At 58.1% G+C, this 16,721-nt stretch carries 5 protein-coding genes; 1 reads left to right on the forward strand and 4 read right to left on the reverse strand.

Going from position 1 to position 16,721, the window contains the following annotated elements; translation table 11 throughout:
* Positions 1-55 precede the first annotated feature (55 nt).
* The 4 genes from ACW9IR_RS03405 to ACW9IR_RS03420 all read right to left on the reverse strand — a co-directional run bounded on the left by ACW9IR_RS03405 (position 56) and on the right by ACW9IR_RS03420 (position 15,702).
* Positions 56-292, reverse strand: a complete 237-nt coding sequence (locus tag ACW9IR_RS03405; RefSeq protein ID WP_110721264.1) for a hypothetical protein — start codon at positions 290-292, stop codon at positions 56-58.
* 9 nt (positions 293-301) lie between these two features.
* Positions 302-13,405 carry a two-partner secretion domain-containing protein gene (locus ACW9IR_RS03410; protein WP_457461650.1) on the reverse strand — a complete coding sequence of 4,368 codons (13,104 nt, stop codon included), beginning with the start codon at positions 13,403-13,405 and terminating at the stop codon, positions 302-304.
* 24 nt (positions 13,406-13,429) lie between these two features.
* Positions 13,430-15,136, reverse strand: coding sequence for a ShlB/FhaC/HecB family hemolysin secretion/activation protein (locus ACW9IR_RS03415; RefSeq protein ID WP_457461652.1), 1,707 nt, complete (start codon positions 15,134-15,136; stop codon positions 13,430-13,432).
* Positions 15,137-15,252: 116 nt separating this feature from the next.
* Complete coding sequence (locus ACW9IR_RS03420; protein ID WP_457461653.1) at positions 15,253-15,702, reverse strand: winged helix-turn-helix transcriptional regulator; 450 nt, start codon at positions 15,700-15,702, stop codon at positions 15,253-15,255.
* Positions 15,703-15,888: 186 nt separating this feature from the next.
* On the opposite strand from ACW9IR_RS03420, the gene ACW9IR_RS03425 reads away from it, so the two are divergent.
* Complete coding sequence (locus tag ACW9IR_RS03425) at positions 15,889-16,707, forward strand: alpha/beta fold hydrolase (protein ID WP_457461655.1); 819 nt, start codon at positions 15,889-15,891, stop codon at positions 16,705-16,707.
* Positions 16,708-16,721 lie beyond the last annotated feature (14 nt).

Genomic DNA, 16,721 nt, shown 5'->3' on the forward strand with positions numbered 1-16,721 from the left:
TGTGAGCATCCCTCAAGGTCTGTCCACATTTATCCCATCCCCTATCTATCCCCTCTCAAGAAGCCCACTGGGTTTTCTCGGGAAACTCGCCTTTTACAAAGAGCCGAGCGAGCTTCATGCCGGCTCTCTCCGACCATTTTCCGCTTGCATCCAACGGGCACTCCTTTATGACGCTTATAGTTTCCTTTATTTTATCTAGCCGTATCAGACCTACATCGCCGCCACGACCAAACGTATACTCAACATACTCTTCAGTCTCTATAACCTTGTCCATCTCTATATAAATAGCCACGTACACCTCTCAATCTAGCGGGCTTGGATAACGTATCTGTGTTTTATCATGAGAAACGCCATAATCCTGTCTAAATATACCCTCGAATCTGGACTCGAAATACTCATGTTTGAACAGCTGGATATCTTCCTGCTTAAAAGTACCACTTTGAAATCTCGACCAGGTTTCTGCGATGCCAGCATCAGGATCAAAACGACCTACACTTCCATCACGCATAGTATGTTCGTTGAAGAAAAGGTGATCTTTAACCCGTTCAACTTGAAACTCCGGAACCCCCAGATTTTTCGCAATAGTAGAAACATCGTCAGTGGCAGTCCGGATACTTTCGTATTGGCCAGCAGCCCATTTTTCCTGTTTCAGATACTCCTCAACAGTAAGCTCCCGGGCTCCTGTGCCAACTGTTCTTCCGTCTCGATAGGAGCCGCCAATAGCATCTAACCAGCCTGCCTCGGCGCCAACCTCACCCAATTTTCCTACCCGCCCCGCTGGCAACAGATTAATTGCCATTTCAGCATCATACTTTGCTCGAATCTCCGCAGCTGCAGCAGTATTGCCCTGTAGCTGATACAGATACGTCAGTATTTCAACGTCATTTTTGTTATCGCGATAACTATTCCACAGCCTATCGGGACTCGACATCGACAACAAGAGACCATTCGCAATCTGACTGGTTGTATCCAGAGGGTTACTTAAAAAACTGCTTCCCAAAGCCCAGAAATTGGCCGCTACACCCGTAGCAGCGCCGAGATACCCTTGCGCAGAACCGGTAAGAACACCTGTCGCGAAATCACCAAAACCATCATGAAAATTCAGATTACGGTCATAAAAATCTCTGTTACGGAAGTCTTCCATTGAAGGTAGGTAATTGAAATTCGGATTCAGATACTCACCATTTATCCGGTTATCTGCGTACGCCTCCGGGTGATTGGTGCTGTAGCTCTGGAGTAAGCGAACTGTTTCTTCCGGCGTATAGCTTTTATTACCACTTGGCACAGGGAATCCATTAATCGTCGTAATGACATCATAGGTTTCCGCCAATGGCGCTAACGCCTTCCCCAAATACTCTAGAGTGATGTCATCAGGTGCAGTCGACTTAGTGTCGATTACCGTGCGCCATCCAGCATCGGTGTAGTACACCAGTGCTCTGGCCAAGCGCGTTTCCGCGTCCGCTTCAGTAATTCCTGCTGCCTCGGCCAACGCTTGTGCTTGGGCCTTGAGCAATGGAATTTCCGCGGGGTGCATTTGACGGTTGAACTGCTCTACGTAGGAAGCAATCGCAGCCCCGCTCAGCTGCGCAGTTGAACCACCTCCCCCGACGGCGGCCCCCAGGCCTGCAGCGATTAGAGTGCCGAAGGCATCCCGGCTTGCCACGTCTATGCCGTAGCTCTTCAACACTTGATCCAGTGCAGGCATGATTGCTGCCGAGGCTCCTGCACTGAGGGCGCCATTCAATGCCGAACCACTAGACAGGCCCTGTATGGCGCCAGCCAAACTGTGCAAAAGAACTCGAGCAGAGCCTCCTTCAGCCCATGCAGCCTGCAGCGTCGTTTCCTTATTTCGTATCGCGTCAGCCAGCTGTTGATCCGCGTAATCGCCAATTTTCTTAAACGTGTCGGCCGCTGTCGTATTGCCAACCAAACCTATCGCAGTCGCCCCACCGACACTCCCCAGACTCGCGGCTATAACACCGGCAGCAATGTCTGCCATGAACCGTTTATCACCGCCAACCCCCCAGCTGTTGTAATCATCGATCGCAGCCTGACGATCTTTCTCTGAGGTCGCCGACTTAACTTTATCGCTAGCCGCCTGTTGTTGGGCACTCGCAACCTTCCCGATGATGTTTTTGGACAGCGCGACGGTGCTCTGGATTAGATCAATCCGCTCCTGGATCGCTTTTTCATCAGGTTTGTCGAGGTACTGGTTAGCGCTTGCTGTGTCGCGATTCAGCCCAATCAGATCGTTCGCACCTGCGGCGTTACGAACAGTAATGGTGCCTTCACTGACAGCGCTACGGGTGCTGCTATGGTCACCATCACTTAGTGACAGTGGAACGCTTCCGCCCACACTCGAGCCAGACTTGCCCCCATAAGAAACCGAGAGACCAGCCGACTGGGCACTGATTTCGCTAGTATTTTTGATATCGCTAACGAATAGACGGTCCGTACTTAACTGATTTTTTTCTGGTGATGCCTCGCTGGCTATCACCGCGCCTTGGAGAGTGGTGTTCTTACCAACCGTGATGTCATAACCACCTTTACCGGCAAACAATCCGCTCTGATCCGTTACTGCCTTGTAATCGCTGTTCATGTTGCCAGCAGAAAGACTTGCAGACCCGGTTACAGGGGCGCCATAACAGAACGGCGGGACGCAGATGCTGGCACCGATACCGGCACTGCCCTGCTTGCTCTTCTGCGACTCAGTGTCCTGACGGGAGATAATGTTGAGATTGCCATCAATCAACGCATTGATGCTGTCAGCCCTTACCTGTGCTCCAGCCAAAGTGGTGTCCCGACCACTGTGCAGAGAAAGAGAACCGGTATCGAGAGTTGTATTGACTTGCGTAACTGAACTGCCAGTTCCCATACTCTTGGCGATGGAAGCCCCCAGGTCGAGGGTAAAACCATTCTGCTCGCCGAGGTTGAAGCTGGCGCCAATGGCAGTTTTACTGTTGCTAGTGTGGTTGGCCCAATCGGCAGTATTTTGCGCACTTTCCAACGTGATGTTGTTTTTTGCAATCAGTACGGTATCAGTAGCTGTCAGACCGCTGCCAATAACATGAATATCGCCTGCCGATCCTAGCGCGCCACCATCGGCAATGATCAACAGGTTTTTGCCAGCATTAACCGTACTTTGCTTGGCGGTCTGGCTGGTGTACTCGCTTGTACTTTTACTATGAGTGTTCGAAAGTTCCGTACCGATCTTGATCAACGAACCGTTACTGGCAGAACCCTGTTTCTTTCCGTAGTCTGAACCGGCGCCCTCGGCGTCACTGCCCATCCCGCCCAAATCGTTGAACGCCATTGCGGCCTGAGCCAGCTTCACAGCTTTGAGCCGTGGATCATCCGCGTTCTTGGCCGCCTCGACTGAGCTGTGAATTGTATTGACAGTATCAACGATCATACCGCCAATCACGCGACCAACACCCAGACTGCTGGACTTGTCCGTACTGCTCTGGCTTGCGCTCTCCATACCTGCAGCAATCGTCACACTGGAACCAATCAGGCTCATATTTTTAGTGCTAACAAGGTCGCTGGCGATCACACTCAGATCACGGCCACTGGAAAGACTTACGCTCCCTTTACTCGAACCTATGGTGCTGCCAGTCAGGGTAGTTTGCGACGATTGACCAGTGTGATTCTGACTGCCGATCGACAAATGTTGATTACCAGTGATGTCATCGATACCGAGGTTGTTGGCAGTCAGCACGCCGGTCAGGTCACGATTCTTTTCCTTATGGAGCTCATTTCGGGTGAAGGTGTTTTCAGCCGCGTTGATGATCAGATCACGACCGGCCTGTACAGTCAGATCCTGGGTACTGACCAATGATGACCCGGTGATAGTGACGTCACGTTTCGTCGCCACGTTCACAGTATTCCCCGAGATAACACTACCCACAGCAGTAGTTTGTGTCTCAGAGACTTGATCCTTGACCTTACTTGACTTCAACCCGCCCCAGCTACTTTTACTGGAACTGGCTTCGTGGCGGGCGCTGTTAGAGTCGGTGACAGCAACAATCTGAATGTCGTTACCCGCTACTATTTGCACGCCACCTTTGTCAGCGGCAATATGGCTACCTTTGACCAGCATGTCATTGCCTGCGAGCAAGATACTGTCGCCACCGGAAGTTACCGAACTGCCTATGTTAGTAGTGCTACTCAACTCATCGAGGCGGCTTTTCTTACCCGAAGAACTTTTCTTGGTCTTGCTGTAAAAGCTGTAGTCGCTGTCTTCCGCCGACTGGAGTGCCAAATTCGCGCCAGCAGTCAAGTAAGCCTCATCCCCCGCGCTTACCCGACTGGCAATAAGGCTTAAATCTTTGCCAGCATTAAGTGAAACAACACCACCCGCTGCCAGCGTCGTGGATACCTGACTGACATGATCCTCCTGACTCTTCACCTTCTTGGTCTTGGTGTACGAGTGCTCTTCATCCGCCGCCGAGGCCAGGGTCAAATCACCCACGGCACTCATGTTCACATCGCGCTTGGCATCGATCTGACTGGCAACCGCTGAGATATCTCGGCCGGCGTTCACCTTCAGATCCTGCCCGGAACTGATGGCCGAACCATATTGCGTAATGGTCTGTTCCGTGTGCAAACCACGTTGGCCGCCGGAGACTTGCTCCGCCGACACGAGGTTGACGTCGCGCCCGGCACTGATCGTGGTGTCTAGGCCGCTTTTCAGCACGCCACCGGTGTTGTTGAAGTCCTGTCCAGCCTTGATGGTCAGATTGTTGGCGGCCTCGATACGCGCAGCACTGTCGACAAAGTCGCTACGCTCACTGCGGTAGCCGCTGTCGCTCTCGTGGGTGGTGACGGTGCGTTCGTTGATGATGTCGCCACGAGTGGTGGTCAACGACACTTCTTTACCCGCGATAACGCCGCCGGATTTGTTGATCAGGTTGTTGCCGGCCAGCAGGTCGAGGCGATTGCCCGCTTCGATCAGGCCGCTGTTGACCAGGTCGTTGGTGGCGGTGGCCGACAGGTTGTTGTTGGCCTTCAAGGTACCGGCGTTGTTCAGGTCCTTGCCGGCAATCAGGGTCACGTCGCTGCCCTGGATCAGGGCGCCGTTCGGGGCCAGGCGATTGTTGGCGTTGGCCAGATACAGCACCGGCACCAGTACTTGTTCGCCGTTGACTTCGGCGGTTTCCATCCAGACGATGTCGTGGGTCAGCGCCGCCACTTGTTCGGATGTCAGGCTGACGCCCACCGCCAGATTGAGCTCGTTTTTGCTGGCGAGCGCATTGTCCATCAGGTACTTGAACAGCTCGCTGTCAGACGTTTTACCATCGATAAAACGCTGCCCCGTACGGGCAACCACGGCTTGCTGAAGCAAGGTCTGTTCGTAGAATCCGTCACCCAGACGCTTGGCGCTTTGATCGGGGTCGTAACCGAGGTTGGAAAGCAGGTAGTCCGAGCTCATGAACTGCTTGAGGTCGGTCAGTACCGGGTTGGTCTCAACCAGGTATTTTTGCGGCTTGGACTGGCCACTGCTGACCGGCACGCCCTGCACGCGATTGATCGTGAACGCTGTGGAACGACCCGGCAGCGTCGCGCCGCTGGCGTCCGTCGCCGGGGCGCTGACGTCGATTGCGCTGGCGCCACCGCTCTGCTGCTGGGCCTGACGATCGGCCGGGCTCAGGTTGACGTTGCTGGCTGAGGCCGACGCATTATTGGTCAGCAGAATGTTGCGCGTCTGCACATTCGGCAACGCTTGATCACGCTGGCTCGGATTGACGGCTGCACCGCCCATGGTCCAGCTCTGCGGGCCGGTCGCGACTGGAGCGGTGTTTTCCTGGCCGCTGAGGCGGAACAAACCATTCTGCCCGGTTGGCAGCGCGAAGCCAGGCAACACTACCGGGTTGACCTGCTGCTGCGCCAGGTTCGGTGGCAGTTGCTGATTAACCGTCACACGCGTGGAGAACTGGCTGCCACCCGCCCCGGTGCCGGTGCGCGGACCACTGCCAATATAGGTGTAGCCCGGGCGCACCACGCTGTTATCAATGTTGTTTTGCGCGGTGATGTTGACCGCGCCTGCGGCCTGGATCACCGCTGCATAGCTCTGGTCGCTGCCGGCAATTTTGCGGGTGCTGCCCAGTCCCGGGAATTCCCGTTCGGTCATACCGATGAAGTTGGCGATACCGCCCTGCAGACCACCCAGATTATTGGCGTCGTAGCCGCTGCTTTCATACCAGTACTGGTTGGTGAAGGCGCTTGCCGCGTTGTACCAGGCACCGGCGCCGCGGGTGCGCTCGGACATGTAGATGCGGGTGGTTTCGGTTTCACCGGTTTCCACGCCGCTGTTGGTAAGGTTGGCGACGTTGGCAGTGAAGTTGCCGGCGGTGGCGATGGTGCTGCTCTGGTTAAGCAGATCGCCGCCATTGATGGTCAGGTCACGACCGGCGGTAATACTCGACGCAGCGCTCGCCGCAGTGACCTCGAGTTTTTCGCGTTGCACGATCTCCCACGCATGGTTCTGCTTGCCGCTGCAGTCGCCGGCGTTGACCTCTTCGATACAGGTGACTTCACCGATGCGCGCGGTGTAGATGCCGGCGTTGTTGACCGTGAGTACGTCACGGATGTTCTGGATCGAACTCGCCGCGAGGGTCATGCTGCCGTCGCTTTGCATCGACGCCGAACGGTTGACGATGGAGTTGGCCCACCCGCCCCTGCCATCGCGATCAATCGTCAGATTGCCGAGGCTGTAGACGTTGCCGTAGCTGTTGTTCAGATCGGCGACCCGCAGCGACATGTTCTTGCCGCTGAAGATCAGCCCGCTGGCGTTGACCAGGCTACCGGTGGTGAGGGTCAGGTCACCGGCAGCAGCGGTGGTGCCGTAGTTGCGTACGCCGCTGGCATTGATGGTCAGGCCCGCGCCGGAGGTCAGTCGACCGGCGTTATCCAGTTGGCCACCGACATTGATCGTTGTCTGGCCGCCACCGGCGATGCTGGAGGTGGCGGTAGTCAGGCTGACTTGCGCAGCACTCAGACCGAAGTCGCCCTGGCTGGTGAGACGACCGGTGCCCCAATAAGCCGAGCTCAAGCCGACGTTCATGCTGCCATCACTGGCCAGCAACCCTTCGTTGTTCCAGTTGACGCCGTTGCCGATGAAGCTGTTGGAGGCCAGTAACTGCCCGCTGGCGGTCTGGGTCAGGTTGTTGACGTTGACGGTCAGGCGTCCGGCCTGAATCGAGCTGCTGTTGGTCCAGGTGTCAGTGCTGATGGTCAAACCGCCACGGGTCACCAGCGTGCCGCCAGCGTTGATCACGTTGTTGGTGGAGATGTCGAAGGTGCCCGTGCCGACGTGCAACAGACTGCCACCGGCATTAAGGAAACCAGCGGCGCCGAGCGTGAGGTCGGTGTTGGCGGTTTCCAGCGTACCGTTGCGGTTGTCGAACAGACCACCAATCTGGAAAGCGGTTTTGCCGCTGGTGCCCAGCGCACGCAACTGACCCGTCTGGTTGTCGAGGCTCGCCGCCTTGATCGCCAGGGTGCTGTCGCTCTCGATGATGCCCATGCGGTTGTTCAGTGCACCGCTCAGATTAAGATCGATCTGCTGACCGGCAATCTGCCCGTCGTTGTCGCCGCTGTTGTCGAAGTTGTTGCCGGTGACGTTGATTTTGCCTTTGGCGTAGAGCCCGCCATTGCGGTTATCGAAGTTGCCGGTGACGACGATGGCGTCGCCGCTTTGCGCGGAGATTCGTCCACCGTAGTTGTCAATCGACATCAACGCATTGAGGTTCAGGCGCTGGGCCTGAATCACGCCGCCCTGACGATTATTGTTCAGGTCGTAGCCATTTTTCAGCACACCGCTCAGGCGTGCAGTAAACGCAGCTTGCAAGCTGGCGAGTACACCGCCACGGCTGTCGAGGTCCCCGGCGTCAATGGTCAGGTCGCCGTTGGTGGCGATGATCCGACCACTCTGGTTATCGATGTCGCCAGCAGTGACAACGCTCAGTGCGCCTTGGCTTTGCACGGTGCCTTTGCCGTTGGCGAGGCTGGCGGCCTGCAGTTGTACGTCGCCCGTCTGACTGTAAATCAAGCCATCGGTGCTGTTCTGGATGGCGCCCGGTGTAGTGATCGTCAGCAGACCGTTGGCGGCAACAGTGCCGCGATTACGGTTGTCGAGGCCACCGCTCAGCAGGGTCATCAGGCCCTGACTGACCAATTGCCCGCCCTGGTTGTTGATCTGGGTCGAGCGCTGCAGCAACAGCGCGCCACCACTGGCCAGTTTGCCGTTGGCGTTGGTCAGGGCACCGAGCAGATCAAGGGTCACTGCGGCGCTACCGACAAGACTGCCACTGGTGTTATCCAGCGTGGTCCCGGTGAAGCTCAGGTCCTGTTTGGCATTGACGGTGCCGCCAGCGTTGCCCAGGGTAATGGCTTGCATTGCCAGGGTCGCATCGGTGGCAATCAAACCACCCGCAGCGTTGTTCAGCAGACCACTGACGGTAAGGGTTTGCGCACCGCCGCTGGAGAGTACGCCGCCGTTGCTGTTGTCCAGATTCGCGGCATTGACGCTAAGGTTTTTCTGGGTGACCAGTGCGCCCTTGCCGTTATTGAGCAAGTCCCCGCTCAAGGTCACGTTGAGGTTGCCGTCAGCACTTGAAAGTGTGCCGATGTTGCGGTTGTCGAGGCTGGCCGCGTTGACGGTCAGGCCTTGCAAGCCGGAGATCAGACCGTTCTGGTTGATCACGGCGCCAGCGTTGACGTTCAGCACATTATTGCTGATCAGCTTGCCGCCGCTGTTATCGAAGCTGCGAGTATTCAGGTCGATGCTTTGGCTGCTGGAGATCTTGCCGTTGCGGTTGCTCAGGTCGCGCAGGTGATGGAGGCTCAGTTGGCCTTCGGTGGTGATCAGGCCGCCGTCGTTGTTCAGGTCAGCGCTCGCTGCACCAAAATCGATGGCGATAGCGCTGCCCAGCAGAGAACCGTTCTGGTTGTTCAAGCCGTTACTGTTGATGGTCAGGCCACTAGTGGCGTTGATCAATCCCAGGTTCTGATTAGTGAGCAAACCATCGAGATTCAGATCAAGGTTTGCGCGGCTGGTCACGGTACCGCCGCTGTTGTCCAGGCTGGCGGCTTTGATGTCCAGCGCGGCGGCGGCAATCATGCCTTTGAGGTTGCTCAGCGCCTGGTCGATGCGCAGCGTCACCGCCTGATTGCTGAGCAATTGGCCGTTGCTGTTATCGAGGCTGCGTGCGGTCACGGTGAACGCTTGGGCACTGGAGATTTCGCCACCGGCGTTATTGACGTCCTCAAGGTGTTTCAGCATCAGCAACGGTGCGCCGATCAGGCCGTTCTGGTTATTCAATTGACCGTGATTGAGGTCCAGTTCCAGCGACGTATTGCTGAACAGCTGACCGCCCTGCTGATCCAGACCGGTGACGTTGGCGGTCAGGGCAGCGGCGCTGGCAATCCGGCCGCCGTCCTGGTTGGTCAATTGGGTGGCTTTCAGGTCAAGCGTGTCGCCGCTGTTCAACTTGCCGGTGTGGCTGTTATCCAGCGCACCGGTCTGCACTCGCACCGGGCCTTTGCCGCTGATGACGCCGTTTTTGCTGTTATCGAGGCTGGCACTGTTGAGGATCAGGCTGGCGTCGCTAACGATCAGCCCTTCCCGGTTGAGCACCACGCCGACGGTGGTCAACGTCAGCGGCCCGCCCACGGACAGGCTGCCGAGGTTGTTGATCAGGCTGGCGGCATTGACGACAAGCGTGCCTTCAGCGCTGATCAGGCCCTGGCTGTTGTTCAGATCACCGGTGAGGTCGAGTTGCAGATCGTGCTGGCTCAACAGCGTACCCGCGCTGCTGTCGAGGCTGTGCCCGGTCAACGTCAGGCCGGTCTTGCCCGACAACAGGCCTTTGGCCCGGTTGAGCACTTCATCGACGGTCAGGCTCAATGTGCCCTGTGCAACCAGTTTGCCGCCGTCACTGTTGTCCAGACGGCTGCCTACCAGCGTCACGTCGGCCTGGCTGGACAGTTCGCCGCCACGGTTGTCGACGGCATCGATCTTCAGTTGCAACGCGTCGTTAGCGCCGACGAGGCCGCCGTTGCGGTTGTCGAGGCTGGCGCCGGTCAGCGTCAGACCGCTGCTGGCGACCAACTCACCGTGCTGGTTGTTGAGGTTGGCGACATTGGCGATGACATCGGTTTTACCGGCGATCTGGCCGTCGCTGTTGTCCACGCTGTCAGCGCTCAGATTCAGCTCACCATCAGCGATCAATGTGCCGCTCTGGTTGAGCAGTTGACCGTCCACTGTCACCCCGAGGGTGCCACGGCTGGAGATCATGCCACCGCCGTTATCCAGGCGGACGCTGCTGATATCGACGGTTTGTGCGGAGATCAAGCCTTTGACACTGGCCAGCAGTTGCTCGATGCGCAGGGTCAGGCCCTGATTGCTGATGAGCTTGCCTTTGTTGCTGTTATCAAGGTTTTGCGCGATCAGTGTGAACGCCTGGGCGCTGGAGATCTCACCGCCCTGGTTGTTGATGTCCTTGAGGTTTTTCAGCACCAGCACGGGGGCGTTGATCAGACCGTTCTGGTTGTTCAACTGGCCGTGATTGAGGTCGAGACTCAGGGCGGTTTTGCTGAACAACTGGCCGCCCTGCTGATCGAACCCGGTGACCGTAGCGGTCAGCGCCTTTTCGCTGGCGATCCGGCTGCCGACACCGTTGCTCACCTGCGTGGCGTTGAGGTTCAGGGTGTCGCCGCTGATCAAGCTGCCGCCCGCGGTATTGTCGAAGACACCAGTGGTGACAGCGGTGGCATTTTTGCCGCTGATCAAGCCCTTCTGGCTGTTATCAAGACGTTGCGAGTTGAGGACCAGGCCTTTGTCGGTGGCGATCGAGCCGGCCTGATTGTTCAGGCTGCCCGTCGTAGTCAACGTGAGGGCACTGGCACTCGACACACGACCGCGAGTGTTGTCGAGACTGGCCGAATTGACGGTCAGTTTGCCTTCACTGCTGATCAGGCCTTCGATGTTGCTCAGGGCATTGTCGAGGCGAATATCCACACCTTGCTGGCTGACGAAGCTGCCACCGCTGTTGTCCAGCGTCTGCCCGAGCAGCGTTGTGGCGTTCTGGCTGAACAGCTGCCCCTTGGCCTGGTTGATGATGCGGGCCACGGTCAGGCCCAAGGTGGTCCCGGCGAGAATCTTGCCGCTGTCACTGTTGTTCAGGCTTTGCCCTGCAAACGTGACATCGACCGCGCTGGAGATTTCGCCACCGCGGTTGTCGATATCCTCGACCTTCAGTTGCAGCGCTTTTGTGGCGCCTACCAGACCGGCGTTACGGTTATCGAGCGCCTGGCCTGTGAGCAGCAAAGTCCCTTGAGCGACCAGTTCACCGCCCTGGTTGATGAACTGCGCGACGTTGGCCGTCAGATCGGTTTTGCTGGCAATGCGCCCGGTGCTGTTATCGATACGCGTGACACCGAGGATCATCGGCCCGGCCGCACTGAGCAAGCCGCCGCGGTTATCCAATTGGCTGCCGCTGAGGTTGACGGCAGCCTGACCATCGAGCAGGCCTTTCTGACGGTTGTCGAGTGTGCCGACCGTCAGTTGCAGATCCTTGGTCGCGCGAACTTTGCCACCACGGTTGTCCAGCGAGTCGCTGCGCAGGGTCAAACGGTCTTTGCTCACCACGCTGCCGCTGCGGTTGTCGAGACTGGCGCTCTGCAAGTCCACCACGCCTTTACCGCTGACATCGCCGTTCTGGTTGTCGAACAGACCGCTGATGCGCGCGGTCAGGCTGCCGTCACTGACGAGGCTGCCTTCGTGGCTATTGTCCAGGCTGGCGGCGGTAATGCTGACGTTCACACCAGAGCCCAACACACCGTTGCGGTTGTTCAGCGCACCGATCAAACCGATGTTCAGGGCAACGTCACCGGTGACCTGGCCGTCGCTGTTGTCGAGGGTGACCGCGTTGATAGCGAGGCTACCCGCAGTGGAAATCTCGCCATCGTGGTTGTTCAGCTCGCCGATATCGGCCTTCAGATTGCCACTGCTGGTAATCACGCCCTGCGTATTGAGAACTTTACCGGCGCTCAGTTGCACGGCGGTGTTAGCGAGCACGCGGCCCTTGTTCTGGTTGTCCAGCGTGCCGGCAACGATGTCGACGGATTGCCCGGCGGTCAAAGAGCCACCCTGGTTGTTCAGGGTTTGCGTTACGTTCGCCGTCACGTTACGACTGGCGATCACGCTTTTGCCGCTGTTGTTGAGGTTCTGCGCACGCAGGATCACGTCGCCTGTGCCATTGCGGCTGTTGTCCGCGTTGACCCCGGCTTCGATGATGCTGTTGTTGGTCAGTGTGCCGCCGGCGCTGAGGTTGATGCTGTCGCGCGCGGCGAGGTTTTGCAGGCTGGTCAGATCACCTTGAGTTTGCACATTCAACGCGCTGCCGGCGTAAACCGGACCTTGCGCCTGAAGGCTGGTGGCTTTGATGTTGACGGCCGTGGCCGCAGAGGTCTGCGCCAGGGTCAATTGGCCGTTGGCATCAATCTGGATATCACCACCACTGGCGGCCAGATTGCCGGCCAGTTTCACCCCGACCCCGGCCTCGGTGCCGACCAGTTTGATCGCGCCAGCGTACATGCCGCCGAGCGCCGAGGAGTCGATGGCCAATTGCGGTTTGGCGCTGCCGTCATCGGCGCGCGCCGTAGCGTTGAGGGTTTGTGCGTTGACGTCATTGCGACCGGCAACGATGGTCAGGTTCTGTGCCTGAATCTCGGCATTGATCTTCGCGCTGCGAGTGATGATTTCGAAGCGATCGACATTGTTCGCGTTGAGCCCCGCGCCTTCGATGGCGACGCTGCCCTGATCGACCTGGAAGCGATCGAGCCGACCGTTGTCGAGCACCGGTTTACCGGTGGTCAAGGTCACTCGTGGCGAGTTGATGAAACCGCAGCCATTACAGGTGATGCCGTAGGGGTTGGCGACGATGACCCGCGCCGACTGCCCCGCCACTTCGGTATAACCGCGCAACTGGCTTGGGTTACCACTGACGACTTCGTTGAGAATCGCCTGCGCCGACCCGCTGTTTTTCAGGTTCGGGTTACCGATGATGTGGCCGCCCAACTGGGTCCTCGACGTCTGGGTCGCACCGTTGTTGAGGATGACGCCCTGTGTACCAACGTTGTAGTCGTGGAACTGGTTGTGCGACAGGCCGCTGGCATTGGGCGTGGCAATGTTGATGATCGGCACGCCGTTGCCGGCGCGATCCAGCGAGGTATTCGGGTTGGCCACCACAATGCCGTCGGCCTGCGCCCACATCGGTTGCCAGAACATGACGTTCGCCAGCAGAAACGCCAGCCCGCGCTTGGGCATGCCCAGAAAGCGCTCGCGCTCTTTCACGGCCGCAGAAGGTTGAAGCGCAAGAAAGGCGAACTGACGAACGTCCATGTCGATGATCTCGAAAAGTTGTTTTTAGATGAAGAAATCAATACGGAAGTAGATCGGCGCTTCGCGCTCGGTCAGCGCGTCCGGCCGTTCCAGGGAATGGGCAAAGGTCACGCTGGCAGCCACGTGCTGGCCGCGGGCGAACAGCTCCAGCGAGTTGCTCGACATGCGCCCATGCTGATTGCCGTTGTAGCGATCACCACGGATCACACCCTGGTCGTAGCCCAGGCTGGTGCCGTATTCGGCGAACACCGGTTGCAGCCATTCGGCAGTCACCGGACGTGTCCAGCGCAGATCGTTGCGCCAGTAGCCACCGCTGTCGCCGGATAGCGACTGATCCTTGTAACCACGAATCGACGACGATCCGCCGAGGCTGGTGCGCTGCGGGCTAAACAGCACATCTTCACTGCGCTGACCGGTCATCAGGCTGCTGAAACTGAACGATTCGCCCCACACCTTGAACGGTTGCAGGTAGCTCAAGGTCGCGGTGTATTTGCGGTAGCGGGCATCCGGTTCACCCGGACCAGGGTCGTGGCTACCCTGCGCGTCGAACGCACCGATGCCTTCCTGCATGCCGGCATCGAAGTTGACGAAGGCGCTGCCGATTCGACGACCATGGTTGATGCCGAACTGCGCTTCGCTGATGCGGTTGCTGCTCAGCTTGAGCTTGCTGTCTTCGATGAAGTTATTGGTGCGCAGGTACGACAGGCCGGCGCTGAGGGACGTCTTGCTGACGGCATCGCGGTGGATCACCCGCTCGGCGCGCAACTGATGGTTTTCGCTGTCGCCGGTCTGTTTGAAGTTGTAGCCATTGGCGGCGATTTGCGAGCGGTACTCGCTCTGGCTGTAGGTGTAGGTGAAATTCCACCAGCCCCACGGCAGGTTGTAATTGAGCATGGCGTTGTTGGAGGTGTGCTGGTGGTCGGTCATTGCATCGTGGCCGCCGCGCAGGCTCAACTGATCGGCCAGGCCGAGCGGGCTGTCCCAATCAAACGTGGTGCCCCACTGCTGCTCGCCTGTGCTGCGCTGGCCGTCGTTACTGCGTGACAGGCCGGCACGCCATGGTTTTTGCGGCGTGTTGGTGACCAGCACCTCGCTGCCACCGACGTTCTGGCCGGGCGCCAGCTCCATTTTTGCCTGGTTCGAAGGCAGGCGGTTGAGCTGATCGACCATTTGCTCGATCTCGCGCAGGTTGACCAGGTCACCCGCCTTACCGGGAAAAGCCATGGCCAGTTCGCGTTCCGAAAGCTTGCTGTTCTCGGCACCCTTCATACCTTCGAGCTTGCCTTCGACCACCAATACTTTCAGGTGGCCGCCAGACAGGTCCTGTTGTGGCAAGTAGGCGCGACTGGTGACCAGGCCCTTTTCGATGTAGTAATCGGTGATGACTTTGAGCAACTCATTGAGCTGCGGTACACCAAGGCACGCCCCGATGTAGGGTTTGAGCAGTGTGGTCTTGTCGCGCTCGGAGAGACTTTCAGCGCCTTTGAGCTCAATGTCCTTGATCGGAAAACAACGGGTGTCCGTGGGAGCGACCGGTTGCGCAGGCGCGGCTTCTTTCCCGGGTAAATCCTTAAGCTCCTCAAGGCGCCGCTGCTGCTCTTCGAGCAGGCGATTCTGGCGTTCGCGGATCAGGTCGGTTTCACCGGGAGTAGGTGCAGCATAGGCAGCTTGAAGCGCAGACAGGCACAGTAAAGCCATGCACAACCGCGCCGCAAGGGCGGGTGAGGACATGTTCGATCCCTCGAGACGGAGTTTGATATCAAAATAGTGGCGCGATACTAGATGGCCATCATTTTGACGTCAAACCTAAGTTTCTACCGTTCGTCGGGGTTATTTGCGAATTAGTCTCAGTGCGCTACGCCCAATCGAGTCGCCACCTCGCCAGGCACCAGCAGGCGACCGTCTGCAGACCGCAGTTCCAGCTTGCGAATCGGCTGACGGTTCTTCGCATCGACCATCACCGAACCCGGCTCACCCGGCGCATACATGAATTCACCGCCCCACTGCGACAGCGCGACGATCACCGTCTGCAAGGCTTTGCCGCGCTCAGTCAGCACGTATTCCTTATACGCGCCGCCATCGGCCGCAGGCAGCGCTTGCAGGATTCCCTGCTCCACCAGGCCTTTGAGGCGCGCGCTGAGCATGTTCTTCGCGATATCCAGACTCTTCTGAAAATCATTGAAGCGGCTAATCCCGTCCAGCGCGTCACGAATGATCAGCAGCGACCACCAGTCGCCGATCAGGTCCAGCGTCCGGGCCACCGGGCAGGCATTGCCCTGCAAGCTTTTGCGTTTCACGTAGGAGTACTCCATGCATTCGTCGATTGGCCTCGCGGCTCACAGTTGCATCATACAACTCCAAGACACGTTCACGACTGGACCGACGCAAAACCAGCACCTGCATACAAGTAGCCAGAGCGCTTTGCGCTGATAGTGAATGTCGCCATTTCGGCATCACGCGCGATCCCTGACGCAGGAGTTTCCATGAGCACCTTCACCACGCAAGACGGTAACGAGATCTACTACAAGGATTGGGGCAGCGGTAAACCCGTGCTCTTCAGCCACGGCTGGCCGCTGGATGCCGACATGTGGGAATACCAGATGGAATACCTGAGCAGCCGTGGCTATCGCACCATTGCCTTTGATCGCCGTGGTTTCGGGCGTTCCGACCAGCCGTGGACCGGGTATGACTACGACACTTTCGCCGATGACATCGCGCAACTGATCAACCATCTGGACCTGCGCGAGGTGACGCTGGTGGGCTTTTCCATGGGTGGCGGCGATGTCAGCCGTTACATCGCTCGTCATGGCAGCGAACGCGTTGCCGGTGTGGTATTGCTGGGCGCGGTGACGCCGTTGTTCGGCAAGAAAGCCGATTTCCCGCAAGGTGTCGACACCTCGGTGTTCGACGGCATCAAGGCTGGCTTGTTGCAGGATCGTGCGCAGTTCATCGCTGACTTCGCCGCGCCGTTCTATGGCACCAATCAAGGCCAGAAAGTCTCTGACGGCGTGCTCGCGCAAACACTCAACATTGCGCTGCTGGCCTCGCTCAAGGGCACCGTGGATTGCGTGACCGCGTTCTCGGAAACCGACTTCCGCCCGGACATGGCCAAGATCGATGTACCGACACTGGTGATCCATGGCGACGGCGACCAGATCGTGCCGTTTGAAACCACCGGCAAGCAGGCGGCGGCGCAGATCAAGGGCGCCGAGCTGAAGGTTTATGCAGGTGCGCCACATGGCTTTGTGGTGACGCACGCGCAGGCCTTGAATGAGGACTTGCTGGCGTTTCTGAATCGTTGAAACCGGCGCAGTGG

Source organism: Pseudomonas sp. SDT291_1_S447, assembly GCF_054070155.1.